The organism is Plasticicumulans sp., assembly GCF_035331805.1.
Lineage (GTDB): Bacteria > Pseudomonadota > Gammaproteobacteria > Competibacterales > Competibacteraceae > Plasticicumulans.
This window is the reverse complement of the sequence record NZ_DAOLKE010000044.1, coordinates 1-17,286: the sequence shown is the minus strand read 5'-3', so window position 1 is coordinate 17,286 and position 17,286 is coordinate 1. Positions and strand designations below refer to the sequence as shown.

Here is a 17,286-nt window from a genome sequence, read left to right as displayed (position 1 = left end):
ACTGCCATGGCCACCGTCACCGTCCGGAACATCCCCGATGAGGTTCATCGTGCGCTGCGCCTTCGCGCTGCCGAGCATGGTCGCAGCACCGAAGCCGAAATCCGCGACATTCTTGCCCGCAGCGTCTGCCCGGAGGAACGCATCGAAGTCGGGAACGAACTGCGCCGGTTCTTCGAACAGTTCCCGGAGTTTGCTGAAATCGACGTGAAACGCGATCCGTCTCCCGCTGATGCGGCTGACTTTCCGTGATCGTCCTCGATACCAACGTCATTTCCGAACTGAGCAAGCCGCACTGCAGTGCGGCGGTGCTGGCATGGCTGAATGCACAGGAGGTGCGCACGCTTTACCTCACCACGATCAACCTCGCCGAACTGATGGCCGGTGTGGCGATGCTGGATGACGGCCGGCGCAAGGAAGCCTTGCGCAGTGGCCTGCTTGCCGTGATCGACCGCCTGTTCGGCGCACGCATCCTGCCCTTTGATGGCGCCGCGGCCCGGCGCTACGGGGAACTGATCGGCAGTTGCCGTCGCAAGGGCATCAGTCTTTCCATGGCCGATGCCCTGATCGCTGCGATCGCCCTGGAACACGGTTTTTCCGTGGCGACCCGTGATGTCACGCCCTTCCGGGCGGCAGGCGTCGAGGTCATCGAACCCTGGGCCTACCCCGGACAGTGACGGCCGAACCCATCCTCACCCGCCCAGATACGCCTTCCTGATCTCGTCGTTCGCGAGCAGCGCCGGCCCGGAGTCGGCGAGCACGATGCGGCCGTTTTCGAGCACGTAGCCGCGATCGGCGAGCGCGAGTGCGCGGTGCGCGTTCTGTTCGACCAGGAACACGGTCACGCCCTCGTCGCGGATCTCCTGAATGATCTGGAAGATCTGCGCGATGATCAGCGGCGCCAGCCCGAGCGAGGGTTCGTCGAGCAGCAGCAGGCGCGGGCGGCTCATCAGCGCGCGGCCGATCGCGAGCATCTGCTGCTCGCCGCCCGACATCGTGCCGGCGCGCTGGTGCTGGCGCTCCTTCAGGCGCGGGAACAGCGTGAACACGCGCTCGACATCCTGCGCGATGTGCGCGGCATCGGCGAAGAAGCCGCCCATCTGCAGGTTTTCCATGACCGTCAGGCCCGGGAAGATGCGCCGGCCCTCGGGCGAGATGGCGATGCCGCCCTGCATGATGCGGTGCGTCGGCTCGCGCGTGATGTCGCGGCCCTCGAAGCGCACGCAGCCGCTTGCGGCACGCGGGCTGCCGCAGAGCGTCATCAGCAGCGTGGTCTTGCCGGCGCCGTTGGCGCCGATCAGCGTGACGATCTCGCCCTGGCGGACTTCGAGCGACACGCCCTTGAGCGCCTCGACCTTGCCGTAGCAGGTGTGGACGTTTTCGAAGCTCAGCATCGGCGCGCTCATCATTCCTCCCCGAGATAGGCCTTGATGACGCGCGGATTGGCCCGCACCTCGGCCGGCGTGCCGGCGCCGATCGGGCGGCCGTACTCCATGACCAGGATGCGGTCGGAGATTTCCATCACCAGACTCATGTCGTGCTCGATCAGCAGCACCGAGACCTCGTGCTCGTCGCGCAGCCGGCGGATGAGCTGGTCGAGTTCGCGGGTTTCCTGCGGGTTGAGGCCGGCGGCGGGTTCGTCGAGCAGCAGCAGGCGCGGGCGCGTGATCATGCAGCGCGCGATCTCCAGCCGGCGCTGCTGGCCGTAGCTCAGGTTGCCGGCCTCGAAGTTCGCGTGCGCGCGCAGGCCGACCTGCTCCAGCCAGAAGGCGGCACGCGCGAGGCCCTCGCGTTCGGCGCGCCGGAAGCGCGGCAGCGCCAGCAGGCCGCTGAGCCAGCTGGTGTCGAGCTGGTTGTGCTGCGCCACCAGCAGGTTCTCGACCGCGGTCATCTTCCGGAACAGGCGGATGTTCTGGAAGGTGCGCACGACGCCGGCGCGGGCGATGCGATGCCCGGGCCGGCCGGCGATCTCGCTGCCGTCGAGCCGGATGCTGCCGCCGCTCGGGCGGTAGAAGCCGCTGACGCAGTTGAAGACGGTGGTCTTGCCGGCGCCGTTGGGGCCGATGATCGCGAAGATCTCGCCGCGCCCGACCTCGAAGCCGATGCCGTCGACGGCGAGCAGGCCGCCGAAGCGCATCTGCAGGCCCTCGACCGTCAGCAGCGGCGCGGAGCGCGCGGGCGATGCAGCAGAAGCAGCCCCGGCGCTCATTGCGGCAGCTCCAGACGCGGGCGCGAGGCCGGCAGCAGGCCCTGCGGACGCCAGATCATCATCAGCACCATGACCAGCCCGAACACCAGCATCCGGTACTCCGAGAACTCGCGGGCCAGCTCCGGCAGCAGCGTCAGCGCCAGCGCGGCGAGGATCACGCCGAGCTGCGAGCCCATGCCGCCGAGCACGACGATCGCGAGCACGACCGCCGATTCGATGAAGGTGAACGATTCCGGCGTGATCGCGCCGAGTCGCGCGGCGTAGAAGCAGCCAGCCAGCCCCGCGAAGAACGCCCCGAGCGCGAAGGCCGAGAGCTTCACCAGCGTCGGATTCAGGCCGAGCGAGCGGCAGGCGATCTCGTCCTCGCGCAGCGCCTCCCAGGCGCGCCCGACCGGCATGCGGATCAGGCGGTTGATCACGAACAGCGTGAACAGCACCAGCGCGAGCGCGATCAGGTACAGGAAGATCACCGCGTACTGCGAATCGAACGGGATGCCGAGGAAGTCGAAGAAGGTCGTGTGACCTTCGGGTGCGCGCTTCGTGAAGGTCAGGCCGAACAGCGTCGGGCGGTCGATGCCGTTGATGCCGTCCGGGCCGTGCGTGAGGCTGTCCCAGTTGTTCAGCACCAGGCGGATGATCTCGCCGAAGCCGAGCGTGACGATGGCGAGGTAATCCCCGCGCAGGCGCAGCACCGGGAAGCCGAGCAGCACGCCGAAGAGCGCGGCGAGCAGGCCGCCGAGCGGCAGGCAGAGCCAGAACGACAGCCCGAAGTACTGCGACAGCAGCGCGTAGGTGTAGGCCCCGACCGCGTAGAAGGCGACGTAGCCGAGATCGAGCAGGCCGGCGAAGCCGACGACGATGTTCAGGCCCAGCCCGAGCAGCACGTAGGTCAGCGCGAAGGTCAGCACGTCGATGGCGCCGCGCGCGGCGACGAACGGGAACACCAGCGCCGCCAGCACCAGCGCCGCGAGCCACAGCCCCTGACGCTCGCCGAGCGCGGCCGGCAGCCGCGGGCGCGGAATCGCCGCCAGCGCGCGATCGAGCGGGCCGCGCAGCAGGCGCACGACGAACACCAGCGCCATCGCGATCAGCACCGGCACGTAGTTCGTGACCAGCGTCGTCTTCGTGCCGTCGATGATCAGATGGTTGCCGAGCAGCGGCAGCGTCAGCACGCCGGTCAGCACGGCCGCGAGCCCGGCATCCTTCAGCGGCAGCGTGCTGTCCGCCGTCGTCGTCGTCGTCGTCGTCGCTGCCGTACGGGGGGAAGGTTCTTGCACAGCCATCGTCACACCTTCTCGATGTCGGGCTTGCCGAGCAGGCCGGTCGGTCGGAACAGCAGCACCAGCACCAGCAGGCTGAAGGCCACGACATCCTTGTATTCGGTCGGCAGGAAGGCCGAGGCGAAGGTTTCGGTCAGTCCGAGCAGCACGCCGCCGAGCATCGCGCCCGGAATGCTGCCGATGCCGCCGAGCACGGCGGCCGTGAACGCCTTGACGCCGACCACGAAGCCGATGAACGGGTTGATCTTGCCGATCGACAGGCCGATCAGCACGCCGCCGACCGCCGCGAGCGCGGCCCCGAGCACGAAGGTGAAGGAGATCACCCGGTCGGTGTCGATGCCGAGCAGCCGGGCCATGCCCATGTCCTCGGAGCAGGCGCGGCAGGCACGCCCCATGCGCGAGCGGCCGATATACAGCGTCAGCGCGATCATCAGCACGACGGTCACGCCGATGATCAGCGCGCGCGTCACCGACAGGCTGACCGGAAAGCCGCCGATCTCGACCGAGAACAGGTTGCCGGGCAGCAGCGGCGGCACCGAGACATCGCGCGCGCCCTGACCGAGCTGCACGTAGTTCTGCAGGAAGATCGACATGCCGATCGCCGAGATCAGCGGCACCAGCCGCGGACCGCCGCGCAGCGGCCGGTAGGCGACGCGCTCGACCGTCCAGCCGTAGGCGGCGGTGACGACGATCGCCGCCACCAGCGCCCCGGCGAGCACCAGCGTCAGCGGCAGCGTGCCGCTCGCGGCGCCGAGCGCGGTCAGCGTCACGACGCCGACGTAGGCGCCGATCATGTAGATCTCGCCGTGCGCGAAATTGATCATGCCGATGATGCCGTACACCATCGTGTAGCCGATCGCGATCAGCGCGTAGATGCTGCCGAGCGACAGCCCGTTGATCAGCTGCTGCGTGAGCTGCGGCAGAAAGTTCGGCAGGAATTCGTTCATGGGCCCGCCCCGATGTGCTCTCCCCCGGATGAATCACGCCCCCGCCGGCGTGGGGGGCCGGCGGGGGCGTCGTGCGCACCGGCCCCGGAGCCTCTGTAGCTCCGGCCGGGCGCGCATGCCGATGCGCTGCGCTGTGGTTGCGTTTATTGCGCCGGCGTCTTGCTCGCGTCCTTGTGCCATTCGTAGACGACGAACTTGAAGTCCTTCAGGTCGCCGCTGGCGGTGAAGGCGAGCTCGCCGATCGGGGTCTTGAAGCTGCTCTTGTGCAGGTGCTCGGCGACCTTCTTCGGATCATTGCCGACTGCGGCGATCGAATCGGCGATCACCTGCACGGCGGCATACGAGGTCAGCACGAACGGCCCGGTCGGGTCCTGCTTCTTGTCCTTGAAGGCCTGCACCAGCGCGGCGTTGGCCGGCTCGCTGGAGAAGTCCTGCGGCAGCGTCACGTACAGGCCCTCGACGGCATCGCCGGCGATGGCGTTGAGATCCTTGTTGCCGACGCCCTCCGGGCCCATCCACTTCGCCTTCAGGCCCTGCTCGGCGGCCTGGCGCAGCAGCAGGCCGAGTTCGGGGTGGTAGCCGCCGTAGTAGATGACGTCGGCGCCGGCCTGCTTGAGCTTGGTGATCAGCGCCGAGAAGTCGGTGTCGCCCTTGTTGATGCCTTCGAACATCACCGGCTTGATGCCGGCGGCCTCGGCGGTGACGCGCACCTGATCGGCGATGCCCTGACCGTAGGACTGCTTGTCGTGGATGATCGCCAGCGCCTTCGGCTTGAGCGTGGCGGCGATGAAGCGCCCGGCGGTCGGGCCCTGCTGGCTGTCCTTGCCGATGGTGCGGAACACCGTCTTCATGCCGCCGGCGGTGATCGCGTCGTTGGTCGCGGCCGGCGTGACCATGACGATGTCGTTCTCGTCATAGATCGCCGAGGCCGGCTTGGTCGCACCCGAGCACAGGTGGCCGACCACGTACTTGATGCCGTCGTTGACGACCTTGTTGGCGACGGTCGGGGCCTGCTTCGGCTCGCAGGCGTCATCCATCTTCACGCCGACGAGCTTCTCGCCCTTGATGCCGCCGGCGGCGTTGATGCGCTCGATGGCCATCTCGGCGCCGATCATCTGCATGTCGCCGTACTGCGCGACCGGGCCGGTGATCGGGCCGGCGATGGCGATGCGGATGTCGGCGCTGGCCGTGGCACTCAGCGCGGCGAGCGCACCGGCGACGGCGGTGACGAGCACGCTGCGGCGCAGGTTCTGGCGAAGCTTCATGGGCGATCTCCTCTGCGAAACGAACGAAGGTCCGGGCAGCGCGAAGTCGGATTCAGGCTGCGCGCGTCAGACGGCAAACACGGGCATCGGGCGCGGCAGCCGCCGCGCGGGCGGCGCAAGAGTGGTCCGACAACCGCCCGGACTCAAGCCACCGGGCGGAAGCCGGGCGCCACAGTATGGAAACAGGAATGAACGCTGCCGGCCTTGATCGGTGTCAGCGCGACCGGTCGCGGTGAAGGCGACGACGGCGGCGGTTACAGGAAACTGCACAGGTATTCGCAGAGACCGTCGTCGACGGCGATCTCGAAGGCCGAATCGCCGGGCACGTCGAAGCTCTCGCCGCTCGCGTAGCCGCTCCAGTCCGGCAGGCCGGCCAGCCGTACGCGGCAGTTGCCGGCGACGATATCCATGCGCTCGGGCGCGCCGGTGCTGAAGCGGTATTCGCCGGGCTGGATCAGGCCGAGCGTCTGTTTACTGCCATCGGCGTGCAGCAGCGTGTGGCTGACGACCTTGCCGTCGAAATAGACGTTGGCCTTGACCGGCACGCTGACCTGGTCGATCTGGGTCGGGAACGGCATCGGGGATGCTCCTGGCTGGGGCGCACGCGCGCGGAAAAAACACGGAAGGAAACGCGCAGGGATCGGCATGCACCGGCGTGGTACGGACCGGACCCCGGTGCGGGCGCGGGAGCTTAGCGCAGCGGCCGGCGCGCTTCAGCCGGCCGCGCGCCGGGCCGGCAGCGCGGCATCGCCGCAAACCTCCTGCCCCGCCAGCCAGACGGCGAAATCAGCGGCCGAGCGCGGCGCGGCCAGCCAGTAGCCCTGGTACTGGTCGCAGCCGATCGCCGCCAGAAAATCCTGCTGCTCGGCGCGCTCGACGCCTTCGGCGACGACTTCGAGGTGCAGCGCGTGCGCCATCGCCACGATCGCGCGCGTCAGCTCGGCACTGGAGCGATCGGCGGGCAGGTCGCGCACGAAGCTGCGGTCGATCTTCAGCCGGTCGATCGGGAAACGCTTGAGATAGGACAGCGACGAATAACCGGTGCCGAAGTCGTCGATCGCCAGACGCACGCCCATCGCCTTCAGCTGGCGGAAGATCTCGGCAGCGGCCTCGGCATCGCGCATGACCAGGCTCTCGGTCAGCTCGATCTCCAGCCACTCGCCGGGCAGGGATTCGCCGGCCAGCGCATCGGCGATGATCGCGGCGAGGTCGCGCCGGCGGAACTGCGCGGCCGACAGGTTCACGGCCACCGGCAGCAGCGGCAGCCCGGCATCGGCCCAGGCGCGCGCCTGCTGGCAGGCGGCACGCAGCACCCATTCCCCGATGCGGTCGATCAGCCCGCACTCCTCGGCGACCGGCACGAACTCGGCCGGCGACACATCGGCGAGCCGCCCGCGGCTGTCGCGCAGCAGCGCCTCGGCGCGCAGCACGCGACCGCTCGCGAGCTCGGCCTGCGGCTGATAGAACAGCTCCAGCGTGCCCTCGGCGAGCGCGGCGCGCAGCCCCGCCTCGATCGCCAGCCGGCGCGCGGCCTGCTCGTTGAGGCCGGCCGTGTAGAACTGGAAGTTGTTGCGCCCGCGCTCCTTGGCCGAATACATCGCCGCATCGGCGTTGCGGATCAGCATCTCGGCCTCGCTGCCGTCCTCGGGGCAGAGCGCGATGCCGAGGCTGGTCGAGGTGTGCACGATGCGCCCGTCGAGCGCGAACGGTTCGGCGAGGCGCGCGAGGATGCGCGCGGCGATCTGGTCGACATCGGCGAGCGACTCGGCCTCGGCGAGCACGACGACGAACTCGTCGCCGCCGCGGCGGCTGACCGTATCCTCGCCGCGCACGCAGGCGCAGAGGCGCGCGGCAACCTCCTTCAGCAGCAGGTCGCCGGCCTCGTGCCCGAGCGAATCGTTGATGCTCTTGAAGCGATCGAGGTCGAGGAACATCACCGCCACGCGCCCGCCGGTGCGCCGCGCATGCACCAGTGCCTGTTCGAGGCGGTCGGCGAGCAGCGCACGGTTCGGCAGGCCGGTCAGCGCGTCGCGGTGGCCGAGCCACAGGATGCGGGCCTCGGCCTCCTTGTGCGCGGTGATGTCGTGCAGCGTGCCGAGCATCCGGAGCGGCCGGCCTTCGGCGTCGCGGCGCATGACCTTGCCCGAGGTCCGGAACCAGCGCCAGCGGCCGTCGGCCGCGAGCAGGCGCTGGTCGCGCGCGAAGCGCTCGGTCTCGCCGCGCAGGTGCGCATCGATCGCCAGGCGCGCCGGCACGCGGTCCTCGGGGTGCAGCAGGTGCTCCCACTCCAGATAGCCGTCGGAAACGCCGTCGCCGTCACCGTGGCCGAGCAGTTCCATGCAGCGGCGCGACGCGAAGATGCGCCCGGCCGGAATGTCGTAGTCCCAGACGCCGTCGCCGCTGCCTTCGAGCGCGAAGTGCCAGCGCTCCTCGGCCTCGCGCCGCGCCACCTCGGCGCGGTCGCGCTCGCCGGCGCGGGCGATGCCGTCGAGCGCGAAGGACACGTCGGTGGCGAGATCCTTCAGCAGCTCGATCAGGTCGTCGCGGAAGAAGTCGCGCTCGCCGGCGTAGACGCTCAGGCAGGCGATCGTGCGGCCTTCCTCGCGCAGCGCGAAGGCCGCGACCGCGTAGATCGCGTGCTGGCGCGCGGCGCGATGCCAGGGCCGCAGCACCGAAGCGCCGAGGAAGTCGTTCTCGACCGCCCAGCCGCCGCTGCGCCAGGCCCGGCCCATCGTGCCCTGGCCCTCGGGCAGGTGCTCGTCGATCGAGATGCGGATGCCGTCGAGGATGTCGCTCGCCGGACCGGCGCTCGCGACCGGGCACATCTCGCCGTATTCGTCGGGCACGCCGACCCAGGCCAGCCGGAAGCGCCCGTGCTCGGCGGCGATGCGGCAGAGCATGCGGAACAGCTCGGTGCGCTCATGCACGCGCACGATCGCGCGGTTGGCGCCGGAGAGCGCCGCGTACAGGTTCTTGACGCGCTCCAGGCTGCGCTCGGCCGTGCTGCGCGCGTCGATCTGCTCGGCGAGAGCCGAGGACATCTGTTCCATCGCGCGCGCCAGTTCGCCGAGTTCGTCGCCGTCGGGCACGCCGATGCGCAGCCGCGTCGGGCTGCGGGCGATGCGCGCGGCCGCCGCGCGCAGCTGGCCAATGGGCTTGAGCAGCACCTCGCCGGAGAGCCACAGCAGCAGCAGCACGACGACGAAGCCGGCGACGGCGGCGACGGTCAGCGTCGCGCGGCGGATGCCGCCGAGCATCTCGGTGACGCTCGCCTCCGGCATCAGGCAGAGGATGCGCCAGCCCCAGGGCGCGAAGTCGCGGCGCGCATACAGCCATTCGCCGTCGGACGAGCCGAGCGTGCCCTGGCCGGCGGCGGCCTCGCGCGCCATGCGTGCCCAGTCGGCGTGCGCCCCGGCGAAGCCGGTGCCGGTCAGGTACAGCACGCGGTCCTGCTCATCGAGCACGACGATCTGCAGGCCGGCACCGGTGGCCGGCACGATGTCGGCGGCCTCGCTGAGCGCCCGGGCGCGCTGGCTGGCGTCGATCGCCTCCCAGCTGCGGGCCCAGATCGTCTCGACGCGGTCATGCAGGTAGCGATCGGCGACGTAGCCGAGCGCGACGTGGATGCGCTCGCGCGCGGTCTCGTAGGCGGTGCGGTAGGTCCAGAGCCCGAGGCCGAGCACCGTGACCAGCACGGTCGGCAGCACCGAGGCCGCGATCTTGTGCGCGAGCGGCAGGCGGATCACGGCGGCGATCCGCCGTGCGGCTGCGGATGGAATGTCGGCAAGGCTCCCTCTCCCCTGCGGCGCTCTGGCGGCGCCTGCACGGCCGTCCCGAGTCAGGCGGGTCAACCGGATCAGACGACCCGATCAGATGACGCGAGAATACCGGCGCTGCGTACCCGCTGCACGCAGGTATTGATCGAAAACCATGCAGATGTTGCGGATCAGCAGGCGGCCGGCCGGCGCGACGCGGATGCCGTGCCGATCGAGCGTGAGCAGGCCGTCGGCGGCCATGCCGGCAAGCTCGGCGAGCTCGGTCGCGAAATACTCCGCGAAGACGATGCCGTGGGCGGCCTCGACCGGCGCGTAATCGAGCGCGAAGTTGCAGAGCAGCTGCGTGATCACGGCGCGGCGCAGGCGGTCATCGGCATCGAGGTGCACGCCGCGGTAGACCGGCAGCTCGCCGGCATCGAGGTGCGCGTACCAGGCGTCCAGGGTCTTGACGTTCTGGCTGTAGGAATCGCCGACCATGCCGATCGAGGTCGCGCCCATCGCCACCAGGTCGCAGTCGGCGTGCGTGCTGTAGCCCTGGAAGTTGCGGTACAGCGTGCCGGCGCGCTGCGCGACGGCGAGTTCGTCGTCGGGCTTCGCGAAGTGATCCATGCCGATGTACACGTAACCGGCCGCGGTCAGGCGGGCGATCACGAGCCTGAGGATTTCGAGCTTCTCGGCCGGCGACGGCAGCGCCGCGGCATCGATCTGCTTCTGGGTCTTGAACAGCTCCGGCAGGTGCGCGTAGTTGAATACCGACAGCCGGTCCGGATCGAGTTCGAGGATCTCGTCGAGCGTGCGCGCGAAGCTCGTGACCGTCTGCAGCGGCAGGCCGTAGATCAGATCGAGGCTGATCGAGCGGAAACCCTCGGCGCGCGCCGCGTCGATCGCCGCGAGCGTCACCGCCTTCGGCTGGATGCGGTTGACGGCAAGCTGCACGGCCGGGTCGAAGTCCTGCACGCCCATGCTGATGCGGTTGAAGCCGAGCCGGCGCAGCAGCGCGATCTTGCCGGCGTCGGCCTCGCGCGGATCGATCTCGATCGAGTACTCGCCGCGCTCATCACCGAGCAGCGTGAAGTGCGCGCGCGTCGCCTCCATCAGCGTGCGCATCTCGTCTTCGGATAAAAAGGTCGGCGTGCCGCCGCCCCAGTGCAGCTGCACGACCGGGCGCGAGCGATCGAACAGCGCGCCCTGCAGCTCGATCTCGCGCAGCAGCCGTTCGAGATACGGCCCGGCGCGGCGGCGGTTCTTCGTGACGATCTTGTTGCAGGCGCAGTAGAAGCAGACCGTGTCGCAGAACGGGATGTGGAAGTACAGCGACAGCGGCCGGCCGCCGGCATTGCTCGCGAGCGCGAGCTCCCGGTAGTGAGCGGCCGTGAAGCGCTCGTGGAACTGCGGCGCGGTCGGGTAGGAGGTGTAGCGCGGCCCGGCGCGGTCGTACTTCGCGATCAGGCGCTCGTCGATGACGATCTGGGATTCCATCGGTCGGTCCGGAAAGAGGCTCGTGCGGGGTGAAGCGGCGCAGCCTGGCGCAGCGCGCGACCGGCGGCCTTGATCCACTGCCGGGCGGCGGGTGTTTTCAGGCCGCGGCGATCGCGTCGGCGTGCTCGTCGAGTTCGGCCGCGCTCAGCAGGAACACGCCCTCGCCGCCACGATCGAATTCGAGCCACAGGAACGGCAGCTCCGGCAGGCGCTCGCGCAGCGCCCACTGGGCGTTGCCGACCTCGACCACCAGCACGCCGTCGTCTTCGAGGAACTCGCGCGCCTGCTTCAGGATCGCGAGCGGCGCATCGAGGCCGTCCTCGCCCGATTCGAGCGCAAGCCGCGGCTCGTGCGCGTATTCGGGCGGCAGCGCCGTCATCTCGTCGTGGCCGACATAGGGCGGGTTGCTCAGGATCAGCCCGTAGCGCCGCCCGGCCAGCGCCGAGAACAGATCCGAGCGGATCAGCTCGACGCGATCGTCGACGCCGTGATCCGCGACGTTGATCGCCGCCACATCGAGCGCCTCGGTCGAGATGTCGGCGAGATCGATCTCCGCCTCCGGAAAGGCATGCGCGCAGGCGATGCCGATGCAGCCGCTGCCGGTGCAGAGATCGAGGATGCGCGAGACTTTTTCAGCCTGCACCCAGGGCGCGAACTGGCGCTCGATCAGCTCGGCGAGCGGCGAGCGCGGAATCAGCACGCGCCGGTCGACGAAGAACGGCAGGCCCATGAACCAGGCGCGCTGCGTCAGGTACGGCAGCGGAATGCGCTGGCCGACGCGCTGGTCGAGCAGGTTCAGGATCGCGCGCTTCTCGTCGGGCACGAGGTTGGCGTCGAAATACGCGGCATGCAGGTCCGGCGGCAGGTGCAGCGCATGCAGCACCAGCGCCGCCGCCTCGTCGATCGCGTTGCTGGTCCCGTGGCCGAAGTACACGCCTTCGGCCGTCATGCGGCTCGCACTCCAGCGGATGAAATCGCGCACGGTATGCAGGTGGGATTGCAGGCTGAGGTCGGTCATCGCTGCGCACTCCGCGGAAAAGGCCGCGACTATATCACCGCCTCGTGGCACCGGCCGGACGCGCACGACCATGCGCTACACTGCGCCGCTTCCTGCCGACCCGGCCGCCGCGCCTGCCCGCCCTCCGGAGTGATGCCCGACATGATGCGCACGCGCCCGCTGCTCCTTGCCTTCGCCGGCATTGCCGCCCTCGCCGCCGGCATCCTGCTCGGTGATCGTCTCATCGGCCCGCCGCCCGATCCGCTGCCGAGCATCCACGGCACCGTGATCGCGCCACCGCAGCCGCTGCCGGCCTTCCAGCTGCGCGACGAACACGACACGCCCTTCGGACCGGAACGCTTCCGCGGTCGCTGGACGCTGATCTACTTCGGCTACACGTATTGCCCCGATGTCTGCCCGACCGAGCTGACCACGCTCGCCGAGCTCGAAAAGCGGCTGGCGGCGCAGGGCAGGGGCGGCGACACCGACTACTGGCTGATCACGGTCGATCCCGAGCGCGACACCGTCCAGCGCCTGCGCGAGTACGTGCAGTTCTTCAGCAAGCGCTTCCACGCCGCCAGCGGCGACACCGCCAACCTCGCGGCGCTGATGAATCCGCTCGGCGTCATCGCGCTGCGTCCGCCGGGACAGCCGGACACCGGCTACACGATCGATCATTCCTCGACGCTGACGCTGATCGACCCGCAGGGCCGGCTGCACGCGATCTTCTCGCCGCCGAACGAGGTCGAGCACCTGCTGCCCGAACTGCTGGCGCTGCAGGCCCGCTACGCCGCCCGTCCCTGAACGCCCGCCGCCTCCGGATCCGCCACCCCGATGACCGACGAAACCCCGACGCTCGCCGAGCGCCTGCGCAACAGCCCGCAGTACTGGCTGCCGGCCGCCGCGATCACGGCGCTGACCCACCGCATCACGCGCGTGCGCGCCCCGTGGCTGCGCAAGCCGCTGATCCGCTGGTTCATCGACGCCTACCGCGTCAACATGGCCGAGGCCGCCGAGCCCGATCCCGAGGCCTACGAGCATTTCAACGCCTTCTTCACGCGCGCGCTGGCCGCCGGCGCCCGCCCGATCGTCGCCGGCGAGGACCGGCTCTGCTGTCCGGTCGATGGTGCCGTCAGCCAGGCCGGTGCGCTCGCCGGCGAGCGCGTGCTGCAGGCCAAGGGTCATGACTATTCGCTGACGGCGCTGCTCGGTGGCGAACCTGCCGACAGCGCGCCGTTCGCCGGCGGCTGCTTCGCGACGCTGTACCTCAGTCCGCGCGATTACCACCGCATCCACATGCCGGTCGACGGCCGCCTGCGCACGATGATCCACGTGCCGGGCCGGCTGTTCTCGGTGTCGCCGCTGACCACGCGCTGCATCCCCGGTCTGTTCGCGCGCAACGAGCGCGTCGTGACGCTCTGGGACACCGCCGCCGGCCCGATGGCGCTGGTGCTGGTCGGGGCGATCAACGTCGCGTCGATGGAAACCGTCTGGGCCGGCACGATCACGCCGCCGCTCGGAGGCGCGATCCGCCGCTGGCAGTATCCGGCCGAAGGCGAAGGCGCAGTGCATCTGGCGAAGGGCGATGAACTCGGGCGCTTCAACATGGGCTCGACCGTGATCCTCGCCTTCGCGCCCGGCGCCGTCGGCCTGGACGCCTCGATCCGCGCCGGCGCGCCGGTGCGCCTCGGTCAGGCACTGGCGCAGCGGCTGGTCGGATGACGGCCGCGCGAAGCGCCGCTGCGACGCTACTGATGCTGGCGCTCGGCGGCTGCGCACTGGCCCCGGCCGGGGAAGATCAGGCGTCGAACGTCGGCGGCGTCACCGTGGCACCGCTGATGCCGGCGCAGACGAGTCCGGCCGCCTCCCTCGCGGCGTTCAGCCCGAAGTACGTCACCGCCGTGCCGCATCCCCGCCCGTCCCTGTCCGTGCCGGCCGTGGCCGCGCCGCTGCGCTTCGGGTATCGCAGCCTCGCCGGCGGAGGGGAGATCGGTTTCCACGGCCGGCTGCCGGCGCCGCGCTTCGGCTGGTTCACCCGCTCGCAACTCGAACTCGGAGCCGCCGTGCAGGGCCGCGAGCAACGGCTCGATGCCCGTGCCGCTGCCCGGCTGCGCCTGACGCACGAGCCGGGCAACCAGCGCTGGCGCGCCGGACTTGAACTCGGCAGCGCGCTGCGCAGCCGCCCGGCGCTGCGGGCACACTGGACCCGGCGCCACGATGCCGGTGCGTTCGGCACGCTGACCGGCGGTGTGCTGGTGGCAAGCGCTGCGCTCCCGAACCTGCCCTTCGAGCGCGCACCGGCTGCGAACGCATTCAACGGCTTCTGGCAGCCGGTGCTGGCCCGGGCCGGCCGGACGGCACTGATGATCGGCCGGCTCGCCTGGCAGGCGCACAGCCACTGGCCGCTGTCCGGCGGCAGTCGTCTGCGGCCCGGCCTGGCCGTGGATTTCGGCGATACCGGCACCCATGCGAGCCTGACGCTCGGCGTCGACACCACGCTCGGGCGCTGGTCGCTCGGCATCGAGCACGATGCCGACGGCCAGCCGCAGGCCGGGCTGCGCTATCTCGGTGCTTTGTAATCCGGCGTAATCCGGCGCTTGCCAGCGCCGGCGCGGCTTCGGCATCGTCGCAGCCCTGAAACCGGGCGGCCGCAAGCTGCCCCGTCCCCGCTTCCGCTTCGAGTTTCCGCCGATGATGATCCGAGCCGTCTGCTGCCTGCTCGCGCTGCTGTGCGCATCCCTGCCCGCCGCCGCCGCCCCCGAACCACGCATCGGACTGGTGCTCTCCGGCGGCGGCGCGCGCGGACTCGCGCACATCGGCGTGCTGCGCGTGCTGGAAGAGCTGCACGTGCCGGTGCATGCGATCACGGCGACCTCGATGGGCTCGATCGTCGGCGGGGCCTACGCTTCGGGCCTCGGCGTCGACGAGATGCAGGCGCGCGTGCTGAAGATCGACTGGAACGACCTGTTCCAGGACGATCCGCCGCGCGAGCAGCGGCCGATGCGCCGGCGTCAGGACGACCGCCGGCCGCTGGTCAACGCCACGCTCGGCTACGGCGGCGGCCAGTTCAAGCTGCCCAAGGGTGCGGTGAACGGCCAGAAGCTCGGCATCTTCCTGCGCCAGCTCGTCAGCAACGCCGAGGACATCGAACGCTTCGATGCGCTGCCGGTGCCGTTTCGCGCCGTGGCCACCGATCTCGTCAACGGCCAGATGAAGGTGTTCGACCGCGGCGACCTGGCGCTGGCGATGCGCGCGTCGATGTCGGTGCCGAGCGCCTTCGCGCCGGTCGAGATCGACAATCATCTGTATGTCGACGGCGGCCTGACCCGCAACCTGCCGGTCGACATCGCGCGCCAGATGGGCGTCGACGTGATCATCGCCGTCAACCTCGGCACGCCGCTGCTGCCACGCGAGGACCTGCAGTCGCTGCTCGGCGTCACGGTGCAGATGATCAGCATCCTGACCGAACAGAACGTGCAGGCGAGCCTCGGCCAGCTCGACAAGCGCCGCGACGTGCTGGTGCTGCCGCAGCTCGACGGCATCAGCTCGGCGGACTTCAGCAAGGCGCGCGAAGCCATCGCCGCCGGCGAGGCCGCCACGCGCGCCGCGGCCGCGCAGCTTCGCCGCTACAGCATCGCACCCGAGCGCTGGACGGCGTGGTCGGCGGCGCGCACGCAGCATCGCCCGCCGATCACGCAGATCGACGAGGTCGTCGTCGAGGGGCTGGAGCGCGTGAATCCGGCCGTCGCCCGCGACGTGCTGAATCCGCCGAAGGGTGCCGGGGTCGGGCGCGAGGAGCTCGAACGTCACGTCGGCGAGCTGTACGGCTACGGCGACTTCGAGCGCATCGACTACCGCGTGCGCCGCGAGGGCGGCAAGGATCTGGCGATCGTCGATGCGGTCGAGAAATCCTGGGGACCGACGTACCTGCGCTTCGGCCTCGGCCTGTCCTCGGAGGCCAACGGCGATGCCACCTACGGCCTGCGTGCCTCGGCGCTGACCACGTGGATCAACCCGCTCGGGGCCGAGTGGCGCACCGATCTGCTGTTCGGCTCGACGCAGTCGGTCGGCACCGAGTTCTATCAGCCGCTGGTGCCGGGCGGCGCGTACTACCTGGCGCCGTGGGCGGAATTCCGCAACCGCGACATGTCGATCTTCGTCAACGATGACCGTGTCGCGCGCTATCGCGTGAAGACGCTGACCGCCGGTCTCGACTTCGGCATGACGCTCGGCGATCGCGCCGAGCTGCGCTTCGGTGCCTACCGCGGCACGACCCGCGATGATGTCGATGTCGGCCTGACGCTGTTCCCGGAAGTCAGCCGCGACGACGGCGGCCTGCGCCTGCGCCTGGCCTACGACACGCTCGACAGCCTCGACTTCCCGCACCAGGGCTCGCGTGGCCTGTTCGAAGTCACCGATTCGCTCGGCAGCTTCGGCGCCGAACAGGATTACCTGCGCACGCAGCTCGACTGGACCACGGCCTGGACCTTCGGCAAGGGCACGCTGCTCGCGACCTTCTCCTACGGCGATACGGTCTCCGGCAGCCTGCCGTTCGACGAGCAGTTCGTGCTCGGCGGCATCGGCCGCCTGAGCGGCTATCGCACCGAGCAGCTGCGCGGCGAGCGCATGCTGTTCGGGCGACTGGCCTATCTGCAGCGCCTCGGCGAGGTCGCACGCATGCCGTATTACTTCGGCGGCACGCTCGAATACGGGCGCATGTGGCAGAACGCCCGTCAGGAATCGATCCTCGATCAGGGGCAGGACCACAGCTCGGCCAGCCTGATGTTCGGCATCGATTCCTTCCTCGGCCCGGCCTTCCTGAGCTACGGCATCGGCGATGACGGGCAGCAGAATGTGTATCTGCTGCTGGGGAGGCCGTGGTGAACCGCCCCGGGAATCGTGGAGGCCCGCTGGTGTGAGTCAGACCGTCACGGCCTGCTCGGCGAGTTGGCGATGGTAGTTGGCCTCGGCCTCGGACTGTGGTGGATCAGGGCATCGTCTTGAGCGTGCTGGCGCGCATGCAGGGCCTGCTCCCGGGCATCGAGCACGAAGTCGGTGTGCATCGAACGACTGACCCGCCAGCCGACGATGCGCCGGGCGAACACGTTGACGTCGATCACGAAGGCCACATACCGCCAGCCCTGCCAGGTCGAGACGCAGGTGAAGTCCGAGACCCGGAGCGGGTTGGGTCGGTCGGCCTTGAACTGGCGCTGGACCCGATCCTGCGGCCAGGCCGCCTTCGGGGCCGGGATCGTCGTGCGTACGCGCTTGCCACGGCGGACGCCGCGCAGTCCCTGGTGGCGCATCAGCCGCTCCACGGTGCAGCTGGCGCCAGA

At 69.9% G+C, this 17,286-nt stretch carries 15 protein-coding genes and 1 pseudogene; 6 read left to right on the top strand and 10 right to left on the bottom strand.

What is annotated here, in order from left to right:
* The first annotated feature begins 6 nt into the window (after positions 1 to 6).
* Together PKE44_RS05355 and PKE44_RS05350 are read left to right on the top strand one after the other, a co-directional pair.
* Positions 7 to 249 (top strand): Arc family DNA-binding protein, encoded by a 243-nt coding sequence (locus PKE44_RS05355; protein WP_324548789.1) that lies wholly within the window; start codon positions 7 to 9, stop codon positions 247 to 249.
* A complete protein-coding gene (locus tag PKE44_RS05350) occupies positions 246 to 674 on the top strand; it encodes a type II toxin-antitoxin system VapC family toxin (RefSeq protein WP_324548787.1) in 429 nt (142 codons plus the stop codon). The genes PKE44_RS05355 and PKE44_RS05350 overlap by 4 nt, the downstream gene beginning before the upstream one ends.
* A 15-nt stretch (positions 675 to 689) precedes the next feature.
* On the opposite strand, the gene PKE44_RS05345 is transcribed toward PKE44_RS05350, so the two are convergent.
* The 9 genes from PKE44_RS05345 to prmB all read right to left on the bottom strand — a co-directional run bounded on the left by PKE44_RS05345 (position 690) and on the right by prmB (position 11,971).
* On the bottom strand, positions 690 to 1,391 hold the full coding sequence (locus PKE44_RS05345; protein ID WP_324548784.1) for an ABC transporter ATP-binding protein: 702 nt from the start codon (positions 1,389 to 1,391) through the stop codon (positions 690 to 692).
* 11 nt (positions 1,392 to 1,402) lie between these two features.
* A complete protein-coding gene (gene livG / locus PKE44_RS05340; protein WP_324548782.1) occupies positions 1,403 to 2,206 on the bottom strand; it encodes a high-affinity branched-chain amino acid ABC transporter ATP-binding protein LivG in 804 nt (267 codons plus the stop codon).
* Complete coding sequence (gene livM / locus PKE44_RS05335; protein WP_324548780.1) at positions 2,203 to 3,489, bottom strand: high-affinity branched-chain amino acid ABC transporter permease LivM; 1,287 nt, start codon at positions 3,487 to 3,489, stop codon at positions 2,203 to 2,205. The genes livG and livM overlap by 4 nt, the downstream gene beginning before the upstream one ends.
* A gap of 2 nt (positions 3,490 to 3,491) precedes the next feature.
* Positions 3,492 to 4,433: a high-affinity branched-chain amino acid ABC transporter permease LivH gene (gene livH, locus PKE44_RS05330; protein ID WP_324548777.1), complete on the bottom strand. Its 942-nt coding sequence runs from the start codon at positions 4,431 to 4,433 to the stop codon at positions 3,492 to 3,494.
* A 143-nt stretch (positions 4,434 to 4,576) separates the two neighbouring features.
* The gene (locus tag PKE44_RS05325) at positions 4,577 to 5,698 is read right to left on the bottom strand and encodes a high-affinity branched-chain amino acid ABC transporter substrate-binding protein (RefSeq protein WP_324548774.1); all 1,122 of its coding nucleotides are present in this window, start codon (positions 5,696 to 5,698) and stop codon (positions 4,577 to 4,579) included.
* 254 nt (positions 5,699 to 5,952) lie between these two features.
* Entirely contained in the window at positions 5,953 to 6,276 is a 324-nt protein-coding gene (locus PKE44_RS05320; protein ID WP_324548772.1) for a pyrimidine/purine nucleoside phosphorylase, read from the bottom strand.
* A 135-nt stretch (positions 6,277 to 6,411) separates the two neighbouring features.
* Positions 6,412 to 9,444, bottom strand: coding sequence for an EAL domain-containing protein (locus tag PKE44_RS05315; protein WP_324548770.1), 3,033 nt, complete (start codon positions 9,442 to 9,444; stop codon positions 6,412 to 6,414).
* A 123-nt stretch (positions 9,445 to 9,567) separates the two neighbouring features.
* Positions 9,568 to 10,953, bottom strand: a complete 1,386-nt coding sequence (hemN, locus tag PKE44_RS05310) for an oxygen-independent coproporphyrinogen III oxidase (RefSeq protein ID WP_324548768.1) — start codon at positions 10,951 to 10,953, stop codon at positions 9,568 to 9,570.
* Between the two features lie 97 nt (positions 10,954 to 11,050).
* Positions 11,051 to 11,971: a 50S ribosomal protein L3 N(5)-glutamine methyltransferase gene (gene prmB, locus PKE44_RS05305; protein ID WP_324548766.1), complete on the bottom strand. Its 921-nt coding sequence runs from the start codon at positions 11,969 to 11,971 to the stop codon at positions 11,051 to 11,053.
* A 141-nt stretch (positions 11,972 to 12,112) separates the two neighbouring features.
* Between prmB and PKE44_RS05300 the strand changes: the two genes are divergently transcribed.
* The 4 genes from PKE44_RS05300 to PKE44_RS05285 all read left to right on the top strand — a co-directional run bounded on the left by PKE44_RS05300 (position 12,113) and on the right by PKE44_RS05285 (position 16,834).
* Positions 12,113 to 12,754, top strand: a complete 642-nt coding sequence (locus PKE44_RS05300) for an SCO family protein (protein WP_324548764.1) — start codon at positions 12,113 to 12,115, stop codon at positions 12,752 to 12,754.
* Positions 12,755 to 12,784: 30 nt separating this feature from the next.
* On the top strand, positions 12,785 to 13,672 hold the full coding sequence (gene asd, locus PKE44_RS05295; protein WP_324548762.1) for an archaetidylserine decarboxylase: 888 nt from the start codon (positions 12,785 to 12,787) through the stop codon (positions 13,670 to 13,672).
* A complete protein-coding gene (locus PKE44_RS05290) occupies positions 13,669 to 14,529 on the top strand; it encodes a hypothetical protein (protein WP_324548760.1) in 861 nt (286 codons plus the stop codon). The genes asd and PKE44_RS05290 overlap by 4 nt, the downstream gene beginning before the upstream one ends.
* 112 nt (positions 14,530 to 14,641) lie before the next feature.
* On the top strand, positions 14,642 to 16,834 hold the full coding sequence (locus tag PKE44_RS05285; RefSeq protein WP_324548758.1) for a patatin-like phospholipase family protein: 2,193 nt from the start codon (positions 14,642 to 14,644) through the stop codon (positions 16,832 to 16,834).
* A gap of 86 nt (positions 16,835 to 16,920) precedes the next feature.
* Here the strand turns inward: PKE44_RS05285 and PKE44_RS05280 are convergent.
* Positions 16,921 to 17,286 (bottom strand): annotated as a pseudogene (locus PKE44_RS05280) (DDE-type integrase/transposase/recombinase); the annotation flags it as partial.